Below are 23,658 nucleotides of genomic sequence, written 5' to 3' on the forward strand. Positions count from 1 at the left end.
GAATCTCGCATGATCGGGGGTGTTTGCCCTCTGACTTTTCAGTCATGCGTGATTTCATCCTTTGGAAATTTTTGTGCGAAGTTAAGCCCTTCAAGTCTATAAATCAAACCGGGCTTTTTCCTTTTTCGGTAAAAAAAGCTGTTAATTTCCTGTTGAGATAGGCATTTGTTCTATTTTTGACTGGATAAAAAATGTTAGCATGCTGAAAGCCAATGGAATCCATAAATCTTATGGAAGCCTTCAAGTTTTGAAAGGAGTAGATCTAGAAATTTTAACTTCTGAAATTGTTTCTATAGTCGGTTCATCGGGGGCAGGAAAAAGCACCTTGCTTCATATTTTAGGTACGTTGGATCATCCAGATCAGGGTTCTTTGGAGATGGATGGGAAAAAGCTGCTCGATCTGAAAGGCGACGAATTAGCCAAATTTAGAAACGAGCGGATTGGCTTTATTTTTCAATTTCATAACCTACTTCCTGAATTCACAGCTCAGGAAAATATTATGATACCGGGATTAATAGGGAATGCATCCCCTGAGAAACTGGCAAAGAAGTCAGGTGAACTGGCAGAACTGCTTGGTATCTCACATCGCTTGGACCATAAGCCATCCACACTTTCCGGTGGAGAGCAGCAGCGAGTGGCTGTTGCACGAGCATTGATAAATAGTCCAGCCGTAGTTTTCGCTGATGAGCCAAGTGGAAATTTGGATACTCAAAATGCAAAAAGCCTCCATGAATTATTTTTCACCCTTCGCAAAGAGTTGGGTCAGGCCTTCGTGATCGTTACGCACAATGAAGAGTTGGCTGAGATGGCTGATCGGAAAGTAGTGATGAAGGATGGGCTGATTTTATAAGATATTAGAAGCTAGATTAGGAAGGGAGATTTAAGAAAAGAGATTTCTAAGTTCCCGAAAAAGCTGGATTGAAAGTTCCTCCATAGAAATGATTCCTCATAGCATTTCAAATGTTGCGCCTTGGCGCCTTTGCGGGAGATTCAAATACGTCGAGTAGCCCTAAGAAATCCTTACTTCTCCAGTTTCTTCAGCATCGCTTCAATATGTCCTTTCGATTCGAACATATCTGAAAATACAGCTGCGATCTTATGGTCTTTATCGATCAAATACGTGATCCGCTTGGGCATTTTTATCAAAGGAATCAAGGCATCGTAGGACTTACATACCTTCCCTGTGGGATCTGAAAGCAACTCGAATGGAAGTCTGTGCTCTTTTTTGAATTTGTCGTGAGTGGGTATATCGTCCTTACTCATTCCATAAACGGGTATGTTCAGCTTGCGAAATGCTTCGAATTGATCTCTGAATTCGCAGGCTTCAGCTGTGCAGACTTTGGTGAAATCCTTTGGATAGATATAAAGTATAAAAGCCTTTCCTTTAAGATCTTTTGCAGTGTTCAGTAGAGTGATACCAGTACACGCCAAGGTGAATTCAGGGGCGATACTTCCAGTTTTTAGTGCCATACCTACTAAAGCATAAGTACTATGGAATGGTTCGGACTGTTTTTGAAATTTTGAAAAATATTTGAACTATTGACAATCGTAATGGCTTAGAAATAGATCACTTCCAAAAGCTACTATTTTGAAGATTAACAGTGTCCAGGCCATGCTTTTGGCTGGTGTATTTTTCGCTCTGATGAATGTCTCAGTCAAGTACATTCCTCATATTCCAGCCATAGAGATCATTGCATTTCGATCTGTTATTTCATTGGTAATTAGTTATATATTTCTTCGAAAGCAGAAGGTCAATGTTTTTGGGAACAACAAGAAATGGCTTGTTATCCGAGGGATTGTGGGTTCTATTGGGTTGATTTCCTTTTTCTACACCTTACAAAACATTCCGCTGGCGAGTGCTGTGACTATCCAGTATTTGTCTCCTGTTTTCACTACCATCTTCGGAATTTTTCTTTTGAAAGAAAAAGTGAAGCCGATTCAATTCCTCTTCTTTGCCATTTCCTTTGCTGGAGTTCTGGTGATTCAAGGAGTCGATGCGCGAGTAGATACATTTTGGGCGGTGGTTGGGATTATTTCTGCGATATTTTCAGGTCTAGCTTACAATGTCATTCGCAGGTTGAAAAATACTGAACATCCATTAGTTATCATTTTCTATTTCCCGCTGGTTACCTTGCCTTTTGCGCTGATCGTGTCAGCTTTTGGCTGGGTGAATCCTGAAGGTTGGGATTGGGCGATTTTGCTATTTATAGGGATTTGTACACAAACAGCGCAGTATTTTCTGACTGTGGCCTACCAAAACGCCAACGTTTCGAAGGTTGCCAGCCTCACTTATATAGGGATTGTTTACGCTTTGATCTTTGGTTTCTTCTTTTTCGGAGAAACCTTTAATGCTTTGGCATATGTAGGAATGGGGCTGGTGTTGCTAGGAATTCTCTTAAATATGAGGATAAAGCAAGTTTCATCTTAGAATTGGATAGGAGCCTTTAGGAGGTTATTTTTGAAGGAAGCTAACTACTCAAAATGAAAATCACGAAAGACCTATATCAGGGCTCTCTAGCGCTGCTGACAGATTTTTACCAGCTCACGATGGCTTATGCTTATTGGAAGTCGGGTAAGGCTGAGCAGGAGGCTGTATTCAACCTGTTTTTCAGAAAACATCCATTTCAAGGCGGATTTACCATCGCTGCCGGATTGAATTACATCGTAGATTATTGCAAGAACTTTAAGTTTTCCGAAGAAGACCTCAACTACCTAGCTACCATGAAAGGGAATGAAGGGCAGGTTCTTTTCGAAAGTGGATTCTTGGATTACCTCAAGCAAATGAAGTTCAGCTGCGATATAGACGCGGTAGAAGAGGGGACAGTAGTTTTTCCAAATACCCCTTTGATTCGCGTGAAGGGCCCATTAATCCAATGCCAGTTGCTGGAAACTCCACTTTTGAATATCATCAACTTCCAGAGTTTGATCGCCACCAAAGCTGCCCGAATTAATTTGGCGGCACAAGGTGAACCCGTATTGGAATTTGGGTTGCGTCGGGCTCAGGGAATCGACGGGGGACTGGCAGCATCCCGAGCTGCATATATTGGAGGTTGTTCTTCTACCAGCAATGTGATGGCGGGAAAACTCTTTGGAATTCCAGTGTCAGGAACTCATGCGCATAGCTGGATTATGTCTTTTGAGACGGAAATGGAAGCTTTTGAAGCCTATGCAGATGCTTTTCCTGATCAGTCCATCTTCCTAGTCGATACTTATGATACCGTCAATGGAATCAAGAATGCCATTAAAGTGGGCAATGCTTTGCGAAGCAGGGGAAAAGAGCTGGTAGGAATACGCATCGACTCCGGAGACTTGGCTTACTTCAGCAATGTCGCGAGAGAAATGCTCGACGAAGCTGGATTTGTAAATGCTAAAATTGTCGCGTCCAATGACTTGGATGAGCATATAATCACTTCTCTTAAAGGTCAGGAGTCATCGATCAATGTGTGGGGAGTTGGAACCAAACTGGTGACGGCATTTGATCAACCTGCCCTTGGGGGAGTTTATAAATTGTCGGCGATCAAGGATGATAATGGTCAGTGGATTCCCAAAGTCAAACTTTCCCAGCAATCGCTGAAGATCAATATTCCAGGTTTGCATACGGTAAAGAGGTTTTTTTCCAAGGGAAAGGCTGTCGCAGATATGATCTACCTGGAATCTCAGGAGCTGAATCCTCAGGCTGCATTGATTATTGACCCAATTGATCCGACACGGAGAAAGCGATTGATGCCGGCATTCTATCAGGAAGAAATACTACTTAAAGCAATTTTCGTCAGAGGCAAGCTCGCCTATACACTTCCGACTATTCATCAGATCAGGGAGAGGGTTCAGGTTCAGCTAGAATCGCTTGACAAGACTCATAAACGATTGGTGAACCCTCATCTTTATCCTATAGGCTTGGAGGAAAATCTACATCGATTGAGAATGGAGTTGGTCTTGAAAGCGAAACCAACTGATACCGGTAATGATACTGAAAAATAATTCGCTTTAGCAGGGAGCAAAGACACTTCATAATGCAGTACTAAACAAACAATCCATGGCAATAAATCTAAAAAATGGGGCGCTGATAATCGTAGATGTGCAAAATGACTTTATACCTGGAGGAGCTTTGGCAGTAAGGGAAGGCGATTCTATCATTCCCATTATCAATGCACTTCAGCAAAAGTTCACCTTTATTGTAGCTACCCAGGATTTTCACCCTGCGGATCATGGAAGTTTTGCTGCTAATCATGAAGGGAAAAACCCAGGGGAATTCATTCAATTAGCTGGACTAGAGCAGATTCTATGGCCAGTCCATTGCGTGCAAGGTACAGAAGGTTCAGAATTTCATAACGACCTGAATCCGATTCAGTGGAAGGCCATTTTCCAAAAGGGTAAAAATCCTGACGTGGATTCTTACTCAGGATTCTTTGACAATGCCAGAAGAGAAGATACTGGATTGGGAGATTTTCTGCAAAATGAAGGAATTATGAATGTTTTTGTAACTGGACTGGCTCAGGATTACTGTGTGAAATTCACGGCTCTGGACGCTGTCAGTCTAGGTTTTAATACTTACCTGATCACGGATGCTACCAAAGCTGTCAATCTTAATCCAGAAGATGGAGACAAAGCTTTGGAAGAGCTGAAGAGTGCAGGAGTGAAGCTTATTGAAAGTTCAGCTATTCTCGCTTCAAGTTAAGTTGGTTTTTCACCAGTCAGACTCTCCACTACGCTTGAATTGGCAATTGTAATGTCACCTTAAAAGAAATCTAACGCTCAAGTTACTCTCAGAATAAACTAATCAACCATGTTTGAATATAACCCAGAGAAGAATTACCCAAAAGAAACGGAAAGCCGAGTACTGATCCGCTTTCAAGATTGTGATCCGCTTCGTCATCTAAACAATGCGAAGTATTTCGATTACTTTTTCAACGCTCGGGAAGATCAGGTTCCCAAGCTTTATGGGGTAGAAATGATGGATTTCATCAAAAAGTATCAAGCCGCCTGGGTGATTTATAATCATAATATTTCGTATGTGAAACCTGCCCAGGTTGGTGAATGGGTGCGGATTAAGAGTCGTATCATTTGGCATAATCATAATACGGTGATCCTGGAATATTACATGACCGATGATAATGAGACGCAATTGAAAACACTGCTATGGACTACCATGCGCTATGTGACGCTGGCGGAAGGCAAGTCCACCGATCATACCGGAGCAGTCAATGAGTTCTTGATGGCTACCTCCATGAATGAGGATATCTCAGGCATACAGATCAAAGATCGCGTGAAATCATTAGCTCAGGAACTCAGGTAGTTTTGATATTTATCAAAACTTTGTATCTCAGCGAACAAGACCTGTACACCACCGTACAGGTTTTTGTTTTTTAAATAATTTAATTTCAAGGACTTACATTTTTTCAAAAAATTAATTTTTCCTAACAAAGTCAAGAAGTTGTAACCTTCAATTTTTATCCCATACCCCGAAACTGTACGACTTCAATACAGGATACTCCTAAATCGATCGATTTCTATACAGGAATTCAAGTGATGTGCTGGTTTAAACCAAATAATATATTGCGTTTGTGTTAATTTTTATCAGACAGATTAGCGGTGAAAGCTCCGCTAAAATGCTCTTATGGCACGGTTGGTACGCGGTTAGCAACTGGGAGAAGCATAACTCTAAACCAACATTATTATGAAAACTCTAATCACTTTCGCACTTGCCGGACTTTTAGCCACTAGCGCCTTTGCTGTTGATGCTGAGGATCTTAAAGCCAACTCATCAGTCCACACGAACTACAAAAAAATCTCTGTTCACCTGAATGAAGGCGTGGGCAAAGCTAAAATTGCCATTTATGACATGAACGGAAAGAAATTACATCAACGCTCAGTAAAGGCCAATGAAGACCTTCGGGTTCCTTATGACTTGAATAGCCTTCCTACGGGGAAATATCAAGTCTTTATTAGTACCGACGCGGAGGAAGTTATGTACACCGTAGAGACTGTTGAGGAGGAAAAGCCAACTCCAGCGTTATTGCCTTTGATGGCCTACGGCAAAAAAGTGGATCATTATACAGTGAATCTCCTAGTAGTGGGCTTGGACCAAGCTGGCACAGAAGTGAAAATCAAGCGTATAGCTGATGACAGAGTGGTACATGAGGAGACCGTAGAGCAAGCTGAAGGTTTTCGCAAAAACTACAGATTAAATGGATTGGACGCTGAAGAAGTTTACATGGAAGTGACAGATACACAAGGGAGAAGCCGCACGATTTATTTTTGAATTCTATACCAACCCTTAGTGCCAAAACCCTGAATCGAAAGATTTGGGGTTTTTTGTGGTTATTTTTTCTGCATGCAAAGAAATTTCTACTGAACGTTCATACAGGGATATTTCTCGATCACCTCATCCGCAATCTATGTGCGGTCAATTCCTCAGCCACCTGCTCTAAGTCTATGCCTAGCAACTCCTTGTTGACTTTCAATACTTTTTCCCGCTCGAGCTTTGGTAAGCTGTCAAAACCATAATAGGCTCCCAGAATTCCTCCAGCGATAGCTGCAGTCGTATCATTGTCCCGGCCATAATTTACCAGAAACATAAGCGTTCCCATAAAATCAAAATCTGTATAGATCATCGCTGTAAGCGTTTGAAGCCATATTTCTCCGGCATGGAATGGCATGTCTTGCAGTCGTTGGTCTAGCTGCTCAAAGGCAAATTGAAGGGATTTACTCTCTGGATGAAGTTGATTTCCCAAGCTGTCTTGTTTTGAAGCATCAGCAGAGATTGCCAGTGCATTCATCAAAATACCGTGGGCAGTTCTTCCTACCAGCCTACTCTCAAAGTAGTTGGCAGGATCTAATCGTAAGGAAGCGAGCAAGTCATCGGAATCGGCATCGATTTTCATACCAGCAGCTGTCATGGCTGCGGATAGGGCAGAGATATCTTTGGCGTAGCCAATATCGAATAGGGAAAGTCGGTAGGCTTCCTGATATGCTTTTTCTGGATTTCCGGGAAAATATGAACCCAGGGCTGGCGCATAAAGTAATCCGGCGCAAACCATTTCACCTCCATAAAATTTTCCCAGGGAATCAGCATAGCCCACTAAGTTGTCATCTATGAATGGCTGACTAACCTTGGCCCATTCTTGTAGCCACCCTAATTTTAAAGAAATAGCCTCAAATGGCTCTGGATCAGTGGCTTCTATCTCCTTAAATTCTTTGGCATAGGACTCGTAGTTCTTAAGAATGTGATTTGCAAAGTCTTTGGCATCCAATTGATTTGACTTCTGGGAAAGTAAAAATTCAGCCGTCAACATCTTCCAACGGGTATCATCAGTAGTTCCACCGGCAGGCAGATTTGCAATCCAAATTCCCTCAGGAGATACTTCTCGAATCATAGAATCTAGGCTCTCCACAAATCCATATTCCAGCTTAATCTGGTCTCTAGCCCACATTTCTGTTGGCGCTCCCATGGCATCACCTATCGCCGAACCAACTAGCATACCCAGGATTTTATCATGCAGTTGCTTCTCGGTAAGTCCTAGTTCGGGGACAGGCTCATCTGAGAAATCTATTTTGTCTGTGGAAGCAGATGGGTTGCAAGCTGCAACAAGAGCCAGTAGAAATATAAGAGGAAGGTATTTCATTGGGATAAAATAAGTAGTCTAGCTTTCTCCAAAAGGGATTTTTTCTCCTCTAAAGTTAGAGATAAAGGGAGCTGGGCAATGCCAATAAGTCTTCTCATGATTTCCATGCCTCGGTAGGCATCCACTAGCTTTTCTGAATAAGAATGTCGGTAAAGCTTCAGGAAATTCGACTGGCAGCTAGTGTCCTGCTGGGCCAAATCAAAATGAGCAAATAGCACTCCTAGATCAAATTCACAGTCTCCCATGAAAGCAAATTCTGTATCAATGAATTTCACGCCATTCTCCGTTTTCAGCCAAGAGGAAGGGTGAAAATCACCGTGTAACAGAATGGTGCCTTGGGACAAATAGCGCTTTCCTAAGGCTTCAAGAGCTGATTTTAAATCTAAATCTCTTTTGTAGGCTAAACTTAGCCCCTGCAATCCTGGCTGTATGCTGTCCAAATCAAACCCATTTTCTTCTTCAAATGGAAATTGAAAAAGGTGTTCATGATTAAGTTTTTTCATTTCCAGATTATCTGGGAAATTGCTAACCTGTAGCTCGTGCAGTGCATTGAGATACTGACTGAGTGCATTAAAATCACTGGAATCCCACGTGTAATCTTGCCCGTACATCGCGCTAAAGTCCGTTCCATTCCCAAGATCTTCTATGAGGAGGATGTGATGTTCTGCATTGTAGTTAAGAGGCCTGGGACTAAAACTGCTGAGTATTTCGTCATCTTCTATAAGCTGGTAATAGCAGAGTTCGATCTCAATTCTATCAATAGGAGCTGGGATCTGAGGGAATTTTCTTACGAACGGTTTGGATTGCTTTAGAATAACTGATCTTAAGTTGGTTTTCACACGTAAAACCAAATTCATGTTGCTTTCTCCGGCTGATGCTATCGATTCCAGTTTCTCATTTTCCTGCCAGATAGGGAGAGATTGGACGAGATGAAGGCTAGAATGCTCATTTAGGTCGATCATAGAACTTTTTGTGTTAGTAGCTTCGAAACTAGACATAAGTTTTATGACCCCGAAATGATTTTACATAAGATCGAACAGAAGTCTCCTGTGGTCTTTTCCGAATCAAAGCCGAGGTGTAAGCAGTTAATTTCTTAATTTCGAAGCGAATTAAACCCTAAAGTATAAATACCATGTTTGGATTACCCCGAACCCTTTTTACGGAACAGCATGAGCTTTTCAGAGATAGTGTCAGAGATTTTATAGCAAAAGAAATTACCCCTTATAACTCCCAGTGGGAAAAAGATAAGATGGTGTCGCGTGAAAGTTGGCGCAAGCTGGGAGAAAATGGCTTTTTGGGTATGCAGGCTCCAGAGCACCTCGGAGGGATGGACGTCAAAGATTTTCGGTACAATGCCATTTTTATTGAAGAGTTAGGATTGAGCGGATGTTCTGGCCCTGCGATAGGTTATCCGCTCCACAATGATATAGTGATGCCGTATATTTTACATTATGGCACACAGCAAGCCTTGCAAAAATACATTCCTAAAATGGTCTCTGGTGAATATATAGGTGCAGTGGCAATGACTGAGCCTGGAGCGGGAAGTGATCTGCAAGGAATGCGTACCAGCGCGATAAACAAGGGAGATCATTACCTGGTGAATGGAAGCAAAACTTTTATTACTAATGGCTATTTGTCAGATGTGGTGGTGGTAGCGGTGAAAACCGACCCTAAGAAAGGAGCCAAAGGGATAAGTTTGGTTCTGGTGGATAATTCTATGAAGGGCTTTACCAAAGGACTACCATTTGAAAAGGTGGGTTTACATGCGCAGGATACCTGCGAGCTGTTTTTTGAGGATGTCAAAGTTCCTAAGGAGAATTTGCTAGGCAAGGAAGGAGAGGGCTTCAAATACCTGATGACGGAATTGGCACAGGAGCGCTTAGTGGTGTCGCTGGCAGCAGTGGCACTTGGAGAATACATGCTAGAGGAGACAGTAAAGTATGTGAAGGAGCGAAAGGCGTTTAACCAAGCTATCTCTGAATTTCAAAACACCCGTTTCAAACTAGCAGAAATGTGCGCAGCCTTGGAGCAAGGTAGAATCTACTGCGATCATTTGGTTCAGCTGCACAATGAAGGAAAATTGGATTCTGCGATGGCATCAGCGGCCAAATACAATATGACTGAGCTGCAGTGCAAAGTAGCTGACGAATGTGTGCAATTGCACGGTGGATACGGTTATATGTGGGATTACGGTGTGGCGAGAGCCTATGCAGATGCTAGAGTTCAGCGTATTTATGCAGGGACGAATGAGATAATGAAGGAATTGATAGCAAGAAAAATCTTGAAATAGTTAAAGTTTCTTTTGACCTAAGCCGAGATTTTGATTACTTCAAAGGGAGAAGGTAGTTCGGAGATTGAAGACGAAATTCCGCGACTGAAATCTGATCACCTCGACTACAAATTAGAAATACCCAAAAAATAATCATCACCCAATAATAACACTCATCATGAAGGATTTCCCTTGGTTTGCCCATTATCCTAAATCAGTACCTCAAGAAGTAGATTGTGCCGCATATTCCAGCGTGGTTGAGCTTTTCGACGAAAGTGTAAAGAATTTCGGTGATGCAGTAGCCTATGAATGCATGGGAAAGACGATGTCATACCATGAACTCAATAAAAAAAGCGAAGACTTCGCTTCCTATTTGACCAACGTTCTCAGACTCAAGAAAGGAACTAGAGTGGCGATTCAAATGCCAAATACACTTCAATATCCGGTAGCGATGTTCGGTGCTTTGCGAGCAGGGATGATCGTAGTGAACACCAATCCGCTTTATACTGCTTCTGAGATGAAGCATCAATTCCAGGATTCAGGTGCCGAGCTTATCATTATCATGGCCAACTTTGCAGATAATCTGGAGAAAATCCTGCCAGAGATTGCTGCAAAGCATGTGATAATAACGGAGATTGGGGATTTGCTTGGGGGCTTGAAAGGTACCATTGTGAATTTGGTGGTTAAGTACATCAAAAAGATGGTTCCAGCTTTTTCGATACCAAACGCCGTTTCGTTCAAATCTGCGCTAGCGCAAGGTGCCAATCATAAATTCAAGACTGTAGAAATTTCCTTAAAGGAGACAGCTTTCCTTCAATATACCGGAGGAACTACAGGGGTGTCCAAAGGAGCAGAATTGTCTCATGGAAATATCGTGGCGAATATGCAGCAGATCTCAGCATGGATGAAGCCTAAGCTGAAGGAGCGAGAGGAAATTGTCGTTACGGCGCTGCCATTGTATCACATCTTCGCACTGACGGTAAATTGCCTCGCTATGCTCAAAATCGGCGCACATAATCTCCTGATCACCAATCCTCGGGATATGCCGGCATTCATCAAAGAGCTATCTAAAAAGCAGTTTACGGTCTTCACGGGTGTAAATACATTGTTTAATGGATTGCTCAATCAGGATTTGTTTAAGTCTTTGGATTTTAGCAAGTTAAAAATAGCAGTTGGTGGGGGTATGGCGGTGCAAAAATCCACAGCTGAAAAATGGCTTTCAGTCACTGGCACTCCTTTGGCCGAAGGCTATGGCCTTACAGAAACTTCCCCGGTGGCGTCTTGCAATCCTATTGATGGTACCGAAAGAAATGGAACCATTGGCATCCCACTTCCTAATACAGAGATGATGGTCATTGATGACGAGGGAAATATTCTTCCAGTCGGTGAACGAGGAGAGATTTGTATCAAAGGGCCCCAAGTCATGAAAGGCTACTGGCATAGACCTAAGGAGACAGCAGAAGTGATGATGGGAGAGTGGTTCAAGTCGGGCGATATAGGAGTGATGGATAAGGACGGTTTCACCAAAATCGTCGATCGAAAGAAGGAGATGATCCTAGTTTCCGGGTTCAATGTGTATCCCAATGAAGTAGAAGATGTGATCGCATCCTATTCAGGAGTTTTGGAGGTAGGAGTGATTGGTGTTCCAGATCCTAAATCAACTGAACGTGTGGTCGCTTATGTGGTGACAAAAGATCAGGGCATTACTGCCGAGCAAATAAAGGCTCACTGTCATGAATTCCTTACCAACTACAAATGTCCTAAAGAAGTACATTTCACAGATGAATTGCCCAAATCAAATGTGGGTAAGATTCTGAGAAGAAAGATCAAAGAAGCGCATTTGGCAAAGGTGGGGGAAAAGTGATTGGGATTCAGTTTTCAGTCTCAGGGATAAGTTTTAAGCATTCCTCGATAAAGAAACGGCGACCGAATACTGCGACTGAAAACTTTAAAAATTGAATACGCTATAAATCAGAAATCGCAAACCTCGGTGTACCCCCTTTCTTACTAGCCACAAATGCACCGAGTTTGCAGGCAAAATCCAGCACCTGCTCTAAAGGTTCATTGTCGAGATAAGTTTTGATAAAGCCACTGAGAAAAGCATCACCGGCACCTATGCTATCAGCGACCTTTACTTGGTAGCCCGGGTGGCGGATTATTTTTCCTGCCTTATAGAGTAAAGCGCCTTTCGAACCCTGTGTCACGCAGATCAAATCCATAGGATAGTGCTGGTCTAAATGAGCACAAACACGCTCTACGCTTGAGTCTATGTCAAAATAGTCAGCAAAAATATCCAACTCATCTTCATTGATTTTCAGAATGTCAGTGAAAGCAAGTAGGGTCTCAATAATCTCAAAGTCGTAATAAGGAGGGCGGAAGTTCACATCAAAAATCCTTAGGGTTTTGTGGTGAAGCAATTTGAGAAGGGTAGTGAGGCTTTCAGAATTCCGCACGCCTAGCGTTCCAAACACAAATGCGTCAGCGACCGCAACTGCCTTGTCCATCTCTGTGTTCCAATGGATAAAATCCCATGCCACCGGAGAGACAATGGTGTATTTAATGTTTTCAGGGTCATCGTCATTCACCAAGACCTTCGATGTCTCATGCTCCTCATTTACCTGTATGAGATCCAAAGGAAGATCAAACATTTTTAAAAAATCGATCAGCTTTTCACCGTCACTGTCATGACCAACGGCTGAAATCAGTCTGGAATCCAGTCCTAACTGGTGAAGATTCAAGGCGACGTTCATGGGAGCTCCACCAGGTACAGCACCGGCGGGCAAGCAATCCCAGAGCATTTCTCCGAATATGACGGTTTTCTTTTTCATTTGTTAGTGGATGTTCTGATGAATTTCTTCCAGAGATTTCCCTTTGGTTTCCGGCATTTTAAATCGAACCCAGAGTAACTGCCACACCATCATCACTGCAAAGAAGGAGAAGATATAGCCTGGCCCAAATTGATTGGCGAAGAAAGGAAATACATTCGCAATGACAGCGGCCAAAATCCAATGGGTAAATGATCCTATGGACTGCCCATAAGCGCGAAGGTCATTCGGGAACATCTCTGAGATAAATACCCAAATCACTGAACCCTGCCCAATGGCATGGGAAGTGATGAAGGCAAAGACGAAAAATGGAAGCCATGAGGATGGAATTCCTGTCCCGAGGAAATTGTACGCCATCAAGGAAAGGGAAATGATGTATCCGACGGAACCTATGTACATCAGTTTTTTTCTACCAATTCTATCGATTAAATACAGGCCGAGAAAGGTAGCAAACAGATTCACTACACCGATCCCAATAGTAGAAATCAACGCATTTTCTGTAGAGATTCCCGCCATTTCAAATACCCTTGGTGCAAAATAGATAATGGCGTTAATGCCTGAGACTTGATTGAAAAATGCAAACATAATCGCGAGCATAGTGGTGGGGAAAAAGCGCTTTGCGAAAATAGCTTTGAAACTGCCTCGTTCATTGATTTTCTTCTCCTCAGCTATAGCCAATCGTATTGCTTCATCTACACCTTCGGGATCAGTGCGCGTGAGTATAGCTCTAGCTTGTTCTTCATCGTTTTTCTTTGCGATCAGCCATCTAGGACTTTCTGGGATTCTGAAAATCAGAACACTGTATATCAATGCAGGAATTCCTTCCACAGCAAGCATCCATCTCCATTCCTGTGCGATTTCTGCTGTACCAATAAGGTAATTGGATACGTAAGCGATTACGATACCAAAAACGATATTGAATTGATAGAGGGCCACCAGAAGTCCACGGTTTTTGGCAGGAGCGATTTCCGAAATATACATAGGTGCGACCACTGAAGAAGCTCCTACTCCCAAGCCTCCGATGAAACGAAACACCGTAAAGGAGGTCACGTCCCAAGCCAGTCCTGATCCCACAGCCGAAATCAAATAGAACAAACCAATCCAAAGCAGACTTTTCTGCCTGCCCCACTTATCTGCTGGAATTCCGCCAAACAAAGCTCCTATCACGGTGCCATAAAGTGCTGAAGCTATAGCAAGTCCGTGCATCCAGTCACTCAATTGCCATACTTCCTGAATCGCTCGCTCAGCGCCAGAAATTACAGCTGTATCGAAGCCAAAGAGGAACCCGCCCAAAGCGGCAGTCAATGAAATGAAGAAGGCGTATTGTTTGGATGACATAAAATTTGGGATTAATGAAATTAGACTGCGCTAAACTAAGTAGAAGCCCAACAATTCAAACTATTACCCAAGGATTTGATGCATTTTTATCTAAATGGATAGATAAAGCTTCCAAATCTTTCTACTATCGCTCGTTCTAAAGTTTCTCTGTGATCTGGGTGAGCTATTCTCATGAGTTCGTAGGCACGTTGACGCAAGTTTTTCCCATAGAGATTGACCATTCCATATTCTGTGACTACATAGTGCATGTGGGCTCGGGTGGTTACTACTCCAGCGCCTTTTTTCAGAAATGGGACTATTTTGGATGTTCCCTTGCGAGTAGCGGAAGTCATCGCCATGATTGGCTTTCCACCTTCAGACAGGGATGCTCCACGCATAAAATCCATCTGTCCGCCCACGCCGGAATATTGGTAACTGCCTATGGAGTCTGCACAGACTTGTCCCGTGAGGTCCATTTCCACACAGCTATTGATCGAGATTACTTTGGGGTTTTTTCTGATCACCGCGGTGTCATTGACATAGGCTGCCTCGTGAAATGAGAACTCAGGATTGTCATGAATAGTGTCGTACAGTTCTTTCGTTCCAGTGACGAAAGCTGACACTATTTTTCCAGGATGCTTTTTCTTGTATTTGTTGGTAATGGCGCCAGACCGAAGAAGTCCCAAAATGCCATTAGAGAACATTTCAGTATGGATTCCCAAATCCTTATGTTGCTTGAGTGAATCGAGAACAGCGTCTGGAATTGCGCCAATTCCCATTTGTAAAGTAGATCGATCTTCGATCAGGGCCGCACAGTGATTTCCGATTTTACGTTCGGTGTCAGTGATTTTTTCCCCGTAATCAACAGTAGGAAGTGGTTCATCTACATGGATGGCAGCATGAAACTTCGATACATGTACCTGACCGTCTCCATGCGTTCTCGGCATTTGTTTATTGACCTGGGCGATGATAATCTTAGCCATTTCTACCGCAGGTTTGGCCACATCTACAGACGTTCCAAGAGAGCAAAAACCATGAGAGTCTGGTTCTGATACCTGTATGATCGCAACATCTAGCTGTAGGATATTCTTTCTGAATAGATGTCCAATTTCACTTAAAAAAATAGGGACATAGCCACCATGCTCTGAATTGACAGCTTGTCGTACATTTTGTGAAACGAAAAGTGAATTCATATAGAAACTTTCACAGCATTCATCCGAAACTAATGGCATTTCTCCTAGTGTCGTGATTGCTACGATTTCGACATTGCTGAGCTCATTTTTCCTTGCCGCTAAGGCATGCAATAGCACTGTAGGAGTAGCTGCGCTTCCATGAATGAAAACACGCTGATGACTTTGGATGGAAGAAACGGCAACTTCTGGGGATACGTAGTTAATCATAGGGATAGAATTGAAGGTTTACTCAAGGCCACAAAGTTCGTAAAAAATCCTCAGAACGATGGAATTAAGCCAAAAGTAGGTATCTGAGGCGGCCAAATTTTATTTTGTTTTTCGTGTAATAACGAAAGTGAAGCGTCTTTTTAATTGCTATATTTGTGTTTGAAGTGAATAACTGACATAAATCATATTTGCTTCTGAAGACTATAAACCAATATAACAATCCCCAACTCCATGACTACCATTCCTGAGAGCTATAAACCCAAAAATCACATTAGAATAGTTACTGCCGCTTCACTTTTTGACGGGCACGATGCAGCCATAAACATCATGCGCCGTATCATCCAATCCTCAGGATGCGAAGTAATTCACTTAGGGCACAATCGCTCCGTGCAAGAGATCGTAGATTGTGCCATTCAAGAAGATGTGCAAGCTATTGCGATCACTTCCTATCAAGGTGGGCACGTGGAGTTTTTCAAGTACATGTATGATTTACTTCTCGAAAAAGGAGCTGGTCATGTGAAGATTTTCGGTGGAGGAGGAGGTACTATTCTGCCTGAGGAGATCAGGGAACTGCAAGAGTATGGAATCACCAGAATCTATGCACCTGACGATGGGCGATCCATGGGATTGCAGGGCATGATCAACGACTTGGTCAGTCAATGCGATTTTCCGCTAGGAGATGAGTTGCCTGAAGGGTTTGAACTTGGAGTAGAAAATAAACATCATGTGGCACGAGCTATTTCTGCTTTTGAAAATTTCCCTGAAAAAGCCACGTCACTTTTAGAAAAAATCAGAGAGCAAAGCAAGGCATTGAAAATTCCCGTTCTGGGAATCACCGGGACAGGTGGGGCCGGAAAGTCTTCCTTGGTGGATGAGTTGGTTCGTAGGTTTTTAATGGATTTTGAGGATAAGACACTGGCTATCATTTCAGTAGATCCCTCCAAAAGAAAAACCGGAGGAGCCTTACTTGGAGATAGAATTCGTATGAATGCCATCCATCACCCTAGAGTTTACATGCGCTCTTTGGCTACACGGCAATCTAATCTTGCTCTTTCGCGCTACGTACAGGATGCCGTGGATACAGTGAAAGCCGCTGGTTTTGACATGGTAATTTTGGAAACTTCAGGAATCGGACAGTCAGATACAGAAATTATTGAGCACTCGGATCTTTCACTCTATGTGATGACTCCGGAATACGGAGCTGCATCTCAGCTCGAGAAGATAGACATGTTGGACTTTGCAGATGTGATTGCGTTGAATAAGTTTGACAAAAGAGGAGCATTGGATGCGATTCGTGATGTGAAAAAGCAGTTCAAGCGTAATCATCAACTCTGGGAAACCAAGGACGAGGACATTCCAGTTTTTGGAACTATAGCTTCCCAATTCAATGATCCGGGGATGAATCAACTCTACCGAACGATCATCACCAAAATCTCAGAAAAACATCCTGAACTTGGAAGTACGACAGAACTGACCTCCGGTAGCTCTGAGAAAATCTACATAATTCCTCCAGCTAGAACCCGCTACTTATCTGAAATTTCGGAAATCAACAGGAACTACGACGTCTGGGTGGAAGAGCAGCGCGAGATAGCGCAGCAGCTTTACAGTATCACGAAGTCTATTGAAGCGATAAAAGACCTGAATGTGGCCGATAAGGACCGCTTGATCAAAGAACTTCAGGAGGTTTATGCTCAAGTCGAACTTGAATTTGACCCGAAAAACAAAAAGTGGTTAGAAGACTGGTCTTCAGAATCGGCTAAGTATTTAGAGGATTTTTACGTGTTCAAAGTGCGCGATAAGGAGATCAAGATTAAGACTTTTTCTACCTCGCTTTCAGATACCAGAATTCCCAAAATATCCTTGCCGAAGTATGAAGCTTGGGGAGATTTATTGAAATGGGGATTGAGGGAAAATGTACCAGGTCAATTTCCCTTCACCGCAGGAGTATTTCCATTCAAAAGAGAAGGCGAAGATCCTACGCGTATGTTTGCTGGCGAGGGCGGACCAGAGCGTACCAACAAGCGTTTTCATTATGTGTCAAAAGACATGGATGCTAAGCGATTATCCACGGCATTTGATTCGGTGACCTTGTACGGAGAAGATCCTGATCACCGTCCGGATATTTATGGAAAAATCGGTAATTCTGGCGTCAGCATTTGCTGTTTGGACGATGCCAAAAAACTGTACTCAGGGTTCAATCTGGTAGATCCTATGACCTCCGTTTCTATGACCATAAACGGCCCTGCTGCTACGATGACGGCATTTTTTATGAATGCGGCAATTGATCAGCAATGTGAAGTATATATCAAAGAGAATGGGTTGGAAAGAGAAGTTGATCAGAAAATTGATCAGCTCTACAAAAGCAAAAACCTGCCAAGACCAGCTTACAATGGGAAAGTCCCAGAGGGTAATAACGGCTTAGGTTTGATGCTTTTGGGCGTGACCGGAGATCAGGTCTTGCCAGCAGAAGTGTATCAGAAAATTAAGTCTGACACGATTTCTAAAGTAAGAGGAACAGTGCAGGCAGATATTTTAAAAGAAGATCAAGCTCAGAATACCTGCATTTTTTCTACTGAATTTTCACTCAGATTAATGGGGGATGTGCAGCAATATTTCATTGAGCAAGGCATCCGAAACTTCTATTCTGTATCTATCTCTGGCTATCACATAGCAGAAGCGGGAGCCAATCCGATTACCCAGTTGGCGCTGACCTTATCCAATGGTTTTACTTACGTTGAATACTATGTGAGCCGTGGGATGGACATCAACAAGTTTGCTCCAAATCTATCTTTCTTTTTCTCCAATGGAATCGATCCTGAGTATGCGGTAATCGGTAGAGTGGCGAGAAGAATCTGGGCCAAAGCCATGAAGCTGAAGTACGGTGCAAATGAGCGTTCGCAAATGCTGAAGTACCATATTCAGACTTCGGGTCGATCGCTTCATGCGCAGGAAATTGACTTCAATGATATCCGAACTACGCTACAGGCATTGTATGCGATCTACGATAATTGTAACTCACTTCATACCAACGCCTACGATGAAGCAATCACCACACCTACTGAAGCATCAGTTCGTAGGGCGATGGCTATACAGTTGATTATCAATAAGGAACTTGGATTGGCGAAGAATGAGAATCCTATTCAAGGCTCATTTATCATCGAGGAATTGACAGATTTGGTAGAGGAGGCGGTGTATGTAGAATTTGATAGAATCACCGAGCGAGGTGGGGTGCTGGGAGCGATGGAGACCATGTATCAGCGTGGCAAAATTCAGGAAGAAAGTATGCACTACGAAATGCTAAAGCATACCGGGGAATACCCAATTATCGGTGTGAATACCTTCCTTTCTTCGGATGGATCTCCTACTGTCACTCCTGGCGAAGTGATCCGTGCTGAGACGGAGGAGAAGGAAGCTCAAATCAAAACTTTGCAAACCCTACACGCTGCAAACCCTGATCTGGTGAAGAAGCATTTGCAAGCCCTCAGAAAAGTGTCAGTGAACAATGAGAACATTTTTGAGGAACTAATGGAAGCAGCTAAATATTGCTCACTTGGTGAGATCACTCATGCGCTGTACGAAGTGGGGGGTCAGTATAGACGAAATATGTAAGCTAATTTTAAGAATGAAAACTTTATAAAAAATGGCAAAAAGATATGTAACGGTTCGCATGAAGGCGGATCACGAGTACGAGGCTGTAAATGCGCAAGGCAATGTCGTACAGATTGACATGTATGATCCGCAGGACAAAAAGGCGCAATCTCCAATGGATTTGTTGCTTTCTGCAGTTGGTTCATGTGCTTCAGTAGATGCGGTGTTGATGATGAAAAAGAAACGCAAAACGGTGAATGACCTCATCGTAGAAGTAGAGGGTGAGAGAAATGAAGGCGTTCCGGCTTTTTATACGGCTATTCATATGAAATTCATTTTGATTTCTCCAGATGCCAAGGAGGAAGAATTTGAAAAAGTAGTGGCGCTCTCTGTTGAGAAATATTGCTCTGTTGCCTCCTCGCTTAAGGCTGCTATTTCTTATTCTTCAGAAGTAAGAACTGCCTAATGAGAGTAATTCAGGAATTTGTCCAGGAGGATGTACGAATCAGTGTATTCTCCTGGAATAATAAATACATCATCAAGTTTGAGCTGGGCCCAATGGAGCAGACATTCAAGCTTTCCGAAATGGATGTGCTGGAAGAAGCCGATTTACAAACTTTTTGGAAGGGAGAATTCTTTGAGAAAGTGAAAGCAAGGTTTAAGGAAATGGGCCAATCATTTCGTGCGGAATTGGAAAATCTATAATTTCCAGATTAGCGCATACAACATGAAGTCAACTCTAGTCTGGACCTTATTATCTCTACTTGTTTTTTGTTCTTGTACTTCTTCGCCCAAGATGGCCGTTGATCATAACCTGGTTTTTGACCAGCCCATCATCATGGAGATGGAGTCTGAGCTTGCATTGCTGAATGATGAGATCATTTTTCTGAAAGATCAATTTGAGTTTTTACTGGCCAATCGTGACAGTTTGCTAGCGTATGTCGATCGAAACAAGTATAGTTTTGACGGTCCCTTCTCTACTAATACGCCCAAAGATTCAGATCAGTTAAGCTCTGTAGTGATACTAAACACCACGCGTGATTATGATAAATCACTAGAGACTGCCTGGCTCACTAATAGTATGGATACGCTTTTCAGTCAGTCCTATGAAAAGTACGGAATGCTAGCTCAAATCTATTTTAACACTGCGGATCAAGTGTCCCGAGTTTATCCAGCATACGATGCTGCGGCTTTACTTGATCCTGGGCTTGATTTGACGACCTTTAATTTTTTTTATAAAGGAGATTTGGAGCATAATCCCGAGCGTGGGCCAGTTTGGATACCAGAAGTGTATGTGGATCCTGCAGGACGAGGATGGATTCTCTCCTTGATACATCCCGTATATGAGGGAGAGGAGTTGTTTGCAGTCTTAGGAATTGATATTACCGTAGATGAACTTATCAATAGATACTTAGCTGACCAAGAAGGGGATTTTTTGATCGTAAATAATAAGGGAGATATCGTGGGAGGGAATGCTGCGGCAATAGAGGCTTTGAGTTTTCCACCTTTGCTGAATCATGTTTACCGCGAAACGATACTAGCTGATAATTTTCGTATTTCGGATTTCAATCTATTCAATAGTAAGAATAGTGAGGTAAGGGAAATGGCAAAATTTATACTTTTGGAGAAGAAAAGTCATTTTTTCTTTGAGGATGAATTTAGCCCTGAAGCAGCCTACGCTGTTCCTTTTTCTTTACTTGATTGGTATTTGATTGAAATCGAGATCAGATCCTAATGAGAACTCGAAGTATATATCCTAAAGATTTTTGGCTAACGATAATTAGCGGAGCTGCATTGGTGACCTTAGTGATCAGTCTGGGCATAAGTTTTTTCCTATCCATCACTGATGCAGAAGTTACGTCCAGAAAGAGTTTTTTGAGAAAACAAACAGAACTGGCAGCCACAGAAATAGAAATAGCTATAGATCGCTTTGAGGCCAATTCTAATGAAATTATGGATTACCTCGAAGATGAAGATTTGGATCCGGATGATTTCAGAGCTGATTTAACCAAAACAGTAAAGAAGGTTTTCAATAATTACCCCGGACTCATAGACACAGTCTGGGTGCATCTTCAGGATTCCACTATTTACATGACAAGAACGGATAGAAATGACTTCATTCGTAGTTCATTTAGTGGTGAAGTCCCTTCGGTTTTTTCCAGGGATTTTATATTTAATTCTAAAGGTCAGGAAAAGGGATTTGAGGTTACTATTTCATTGAATCCCGTTCGTTTCTCCAAAGATTTTGTTAGTCATTATTACCTGAATCCTGCAGGTGCCAAATTTCTTTTGTTGGGAAATGATTTGGAGAATTTGGATGAGGGATTTGATCAATCGCCCCCTCTTAAGATAGATCAAACATCGTTTGAGCAGATCCAAAACGATGTGGCGATTGGGGTAATTGGAATTTACGAAATCATCTGGAACAAGGGAGAAACCAAAGGCGCGGGAGTGTTGGTACAGTATCCTTTTGACTTTGGGGATTTTTATGAAAATGCTGCGCTGCTATTCATCATCGAGTCTGAACTTACCAATGGGATTTATAGCACGTACCTGTTTCTATTCATTGGATTTGTCTTTTTGCTGATAGGGATGGTAGTATTTTTTACCCTTTCTCTCCAAAACAGGATGAAGTCTCAGAAGCTACTGGAGGAGAATGCTAGTGAGATTTCGGAGTTGTTTGATCAGCAGAATATCCTGTTGAAGGAGTTACGCGGATTTGTGTTTTTTCATAATTTCAAAGGGGAAATCACCAGAGTCAGTGATGAAGTAGAGGAGATTCTCGGACATTCTAAATCAGAATTTCTGGAAGCATTCAAAGGAGAGGATGGGCATTATGATGCGTTGAATGTGAAGGGATTAGTTAAACTCGCACTGAGTCAAAATAAGTCATTCATCGATTTGGAGTATGATTTCAAAAAGCCGGACGGATCAAATGTACGTCTCAGAGTTTTTGAAAAACTAGTCTATGATGAGCTTGGAAGGTTCAATGGCGGCTTGGGAATTTGCACCGATATCACCGCACAGTTTGAGAGCAAGCAGGAACTAATAGAGAGTGAGGAACGACTTCAAAATCTGATAGGTAATATTCCTGATATCATTTTTACTTATTCCAACGATGGGGTGGTTTTAGACGCACACATTGGAGATCAGAAGTTCTTGAAAAATGTCAGTGGCTCATTCCTCGGGCAATCTTTATTTGATTTGGTTCCTGCGCAGCAAAAAGAGCAAACCCAGTTTTCATTTAATCTAGCTCGAAAAACAGAACAAATCCAAACTGTAGATCTGAGCATTGGCGATAGATACGAAAGCCAATATTTTGAAGTGCGATTTTTCCCGCTGGATGCCAATCACATGATGTCCATCGCCAAGGATATAACAAGTCAGAGGATATGGGAAAAAGGTCTGGTGGAGGCGATGAATTCCGCTGATCAGGCTAGCAGGGCTAAATCTGAATTCTTGGCCAATATGAGCCATGAAATCCGAACGCCGATGAATGGGCTATTGGGGATCATTGATTTGCTGGACCAAACTCAGCTGGATTCCGAACAACAACAATACTTGGAAATCATCAAAAATTCGGGCAATTCCCTGTTGAGCATCATTAAGGATATACTGGATTATTCTAAAATTGAAGCTGGTAAAATTGAGCTTAATACCCATGTGTTTTGCCCTGCTGACGAGTTGAACAAACAGGTTCAGATTTTTTATGGGTTAGCTCAGAAAAAAGGAGTGATCCTAGAAACTAGCTTTGATCCGCGAACCCAAGAGCTGATGGAGGGGGATGTGGAGAAAATCAATCAGGTGATTTTGAACCTCGTGGGTAATGCGGTGAAGTTTACTTCGAAAGATGGAATAGTAGCAGTTAGACTTGAGATGGAAACTATCTCAGGTGACATTAATTTCCTACGTTGCACCATTCGGGACAGTGGAATAGGGATTCCTGCTGAAGAAATCCCCAGGCTAACAGATCCTTTTTATCAGGTGGAAAGCTCCAGTAGCAGAAGTTATCAGGGAAGTGGATTGGGTTTGGCTATCGCAAAAAAAGTGGTAGAATTGATGGGCGGAGAATTGACTATTTCATCAGAATTAGGAAAAGGCTCTGTGTTTAAGTTTTCAGTAATCCTAAAAAAAGCAACTGAGAAGGATCCAATTTTGCCTTCTTCTGAGAAGCACATCCGCACAAGCTGGAACGGTATGTCCACGGAGTTTCCTGCCCGTATCCTTTTGGCAGAGGATAATGACCTGAATCTTCAACTGATGACCTTGATGCTCGGGCAATTGGGTTATGAATTTGAGTTGGCTAGAAATGGGCAGGAAGCTGTAGAGCATGTCCGCAGGCAAGAGTTTGATATCATCCTGATGGATGTACAAATGCCAGTGCTGAATGGTTTGCAGGCTGCTATTGAAATTAGAAAATTGGGTAAGAAAGGGGAGGTTTTTATAATTGGACTTTCGGCGAATGTGTTTGATGAGGATCATAAGAAAGCATTAGATGCGGGCATGGATTCTTACCTCAATAAACCTATTCGATTGAATACGCTAGCAGAGAAAATACGGGATTACTCGCTGAAGCTAAGCAGTAAATAACCAATCTGCAGCCAACGCAACAACGTTTTAGAAGTCAATCATTCAAA

The 23,658-nt window shown here is 42.5% G+C and carries 19 protein-coding genes; 13 read left to right on the forward strand and 6 right to left on the reverse strand.

Going from position 1 to position 23,658, the window contains the following annotated elements:
* Nucleotides 1-199: 199 nt before the first annotated feature.
* The gene (locus tag ABJH64_RS18360; RefSeq protein WP_348275668.1) at nt 200-850 is read left to right on the forward strand and encodes an ABC transporter ATP-binding protein; all 651 of its coding nucleotides are present in this window, start codon (nt 200-202) and stop codon (nt 848-850) included.
* A gap of 170 nt (nt 851-1,020) precedes the next feature.
* Here the strand turns inward: ABJH64_RS18360 and ABJH64_RS18365 are convergent, their stop codons facing one another.
* On the reverse strand, nt 1,021-1,470 hold the full coding sequence (locus tag ABJH64_RS18365) for a peroxiredoxin (RefSeq protein WP_348275669.1): 450 nt from the start codon (nt 1,468-1,470) through the stop codon (nt 1,021-1,023).
* A 142-nt stretch (nt 1,471-1,612) separates the two neighbouring features.
* On the opposite strand from ABJH64_RS18365, the gene ABJH64_RS18370 reads away from it, so the two are divergent.
* From ABJH64_RS18370 to ABJH64_RS18390, 5 genes are all read left to right on the forward strand, one after another.
* Nucleotides 1,613-2,428, forward strand: a complete 816-nt coding sequence (locus tag ABJH64_RS18370; RefSeq protein ID WP_348275675.1) for a DMT family transporter — start codon at nt 1,613-1,615, stop codon at nt 2,426-2,428.
* 53 nt (nt 2,429-2,481) lie between these two features.
* The gene (locus tag ABJH64_RS18375; RefSeq protein WP_348275670.1) at nt 2,482-3,978 is read left to right on the forward strand and encodes a nicotinate phosphoribosyltransferase; all 1,497 of its coding nucleotides are present in this window, start codon (nt 2,482-2,484) and stop codon (nt 3,976-3,978) included.
* Between the two features lie 55 nt (nt 3,979-4,033).
* Nucleotides 4,034-4,675, forward strand: coding sequence for a bifunctional nicotinamidase/pyrazinamidase (gene pncA / locus ABJH64_RS18380; RefSeq protein WP_348275671.1), 642 nt, complete (start codon nt 4,034-4,036; stop codon nt 4,673-4,675).
* Nucleotides 4,676-4,783: 108 nt separating this feature from the next.
* Nucleotides 4,784-5,293, forward strand: a complete 510-nt coding sequence (locus ABJH64_RS18385) for an acyl-CoA thioesterase (RefSeq protein ID WP_348275672.1) — start codon at nt 4,784-4,786, stop codon at nt 5,291-5,293.
* Nucleotides 5,294-5,674: 381 nt separating this feature from the next.
* Nucleotides 5,675-6,259 (forward strand): copper resistance protein CopC, encoded by a 585-nt coding sequence (locus tag ABJH64_RS18390; protein ID WP_348275673.1) that lies wholly within the window; start codon nt 5,675-5,677, stop codon nt 6,257-6,259.
* 118 nt (nt 6,260-6,377) lie between these two features.
* On the opposite strand, the gene ABJH64_RS18395 is transcribed toward ABJH64_RS18390, so the two are convergent.
* Nucleotides 6,378-7,622 (reverse strand): ADP-ribosylglycohydrolase family protein, encoded by a 1,245-nt coding sequence (locus tag ABJH64_RS18395; RefSeq protein ID WP_348299639.1) that lies wholly within the window; start codon nt 7,620-7,622, stop codon nt 6,378-6,380.
* Nucleotides 7,619-8,620: a phosphotransferase gene (locus ABJH64_RS18400; RefSeq protein WP_348276370.1), complete on the reverse strand. Its 1,002-nt coding sequence runs from the start codon at nt 8,618-8,620 to the stop codon at nt 7,619-7,621. The genes ABJH64_RS18395 and ABJH64_RS18400 overlap by 4 nt, the downstream gene beginning before the upstream one ends.
* Nucleotides 8,621-8,754: 134 nt before the next feature.
* On the opposite strand from ABJH64_RS18400, the gene ABJH64_RS18405 reads away from it, so the two are divergent.
* Both ABJH64_RS18405 and ABJH64_RS18410 read left to right on the forward strand, forming a co-directional pair.
* Entirely contained in the window at nt 8,755-9,912 is a 1,158-nt protein-coding gene (locus ABJH64_RS18405) for an acyl-CoA dehydrogenase family protein (RefSeq protein ID WP_348276369.1), read from the forward strand.
* Nucleotides 9,913-10,069: 157 nt separating this feature from the next.
* Nucleotides 10,070-11,755, forward strand: a complete 1,686-nt coding sequence (locus ABJH64_RS18410) for an AMP-binding protein (RefSeq protein ID WP_348276368.1) — start codon at nt 10,070-10,072, stop codon at nt 11,753-11,755.
* Between the two features lie 100 nt (nt 11,756-11,855).
* Here the strand turns inward: ABJH64_RS18410 and ABJH64_RS18415 are convergent, their stop codons facing one another.
* The 3 genes from ABJH64_RS18415 to ABJH64_RS18425 all read right to left on the reverse strand — a co-directional run bounded on the left by ABJH64_RS18415 (nt 11,856) and on the right by ABJH64_RS18425 (nt 15,433).
* On the reverse strand, nt 11,856-12,719 hold the full coding sequence (locus ABJH64_RS18415) for a PfkB family carbohydrate kinase (RefSeq protein ID WP_348276367.1): 864 nt from the start codon (nt 12,717-12,719) through the stop codon (nt 11,856-11,858).
* A gap of 3 nt (nt 12,720-12,722) precedes the next feature.
* Nucleotides 12,723-14,054 (reverse strand): sugar porter family MFS transporter, encoded by a 1,332-nt coding sequence (locus ABJH64_RS18420; protein ID WP_348276366.1) that lies wholly within the window; start codon nt 14,052-14,054, stop codon nt 12,723-12,725.
* 86 nt (nt 14,055-14,140) lie between these two features.
* A complete protein-coding gene (locus ABJH64_RS18425; RefSeq protein ID WP_348276365.1) occupies nt 14,141-15,433 on the reverse strand; it encodes an acetyl-CoA hydrolase/transferase C-terminal domain-containing protein in 1,293 nt (430 codons plus the stop codon).
* A gap of 231 nt (nt 15,434-15,664) precedes the next feature.
* Between ABJH64_RS18425 and ABJH64_RS18430 the strand changes: the two genes are divergently transcribed.
* The 5 genes from ABJH64_RS18430 to ABJH64_RS18450 are packed head-to-tail and all read left to right on the forward strand — an operon-like array spanning nt 15,665 to nt 23,611.
* Complete coding sequence (locus ABJH64_RS18430; protein WP_348276364.1) at nt 15,665-19,042, forward strand: methylmalonyl-CoA mutase family protein; 3,378 nt, start codon at nt 15,665-15,667, stop codon at nt 19,040-19,042.
* Between the two features lie 31 nt (nt 19,043-19,073).
* A complete protein-coding gene (locus ABJH64_RS18435) occupies nt 19,074-19,487 on the forward strand; it encodes an OsmC family protein (protein WP_348276363.1) in 414 nt (137 codons plus the stop codon).
* Complete coding sequence (locus ABJH64_RS18440) at nt 19,487-19,726, forward strand: hypothetical protein (RefSeq protein WP_348276362.1); 240 nt, start codon at nt 19,487-19,489, stop codon at nt 19,724-19,726. Before ABJH64_RS18435 ends, ABJH64_RS18440 begins: the two co-directional genes overlap by 1 nt.
* Before the next feature lie 22 nt (nt 19,727-19,748).
* On the forward strand, nt 19,749-20,756 hold the full coding sequence (locus tag ABJH64_RS18445) for a cysteine protease (protein ID WP_348276361.1): 1,008 nt from the start codon (nt 19,749-19,751) through the stop codon (nt 20,754-20,756).
* Nucleotides 20,756-23,611: an ATP-binding protein gene (locus ABJH64_RS18450; RefSeq protein WP_348276360.1), complete on the forward strand. Its 2,856-nt coding sequence runs from the start codon at nt 20,756-20,758 to the stop codon at nt 23,609-23,611. The genes ABJH64_RS18445 and ABJH64_RS18450 overlap by 1 nt, the downstream gene beginning before the upstream one ends.
* Nucleotides 23,612-23,658 lie beyond the last annotated feature (47 nt).

Source organism: Algoriphagus sp. (assembly GCF_039969895.1).
Classification (GTDB): domain Bacteria; phylum Bacteroidota; class Bacteroidia; order Cytophagales; family Cyclobacteriaceae; genus Algoriphagus.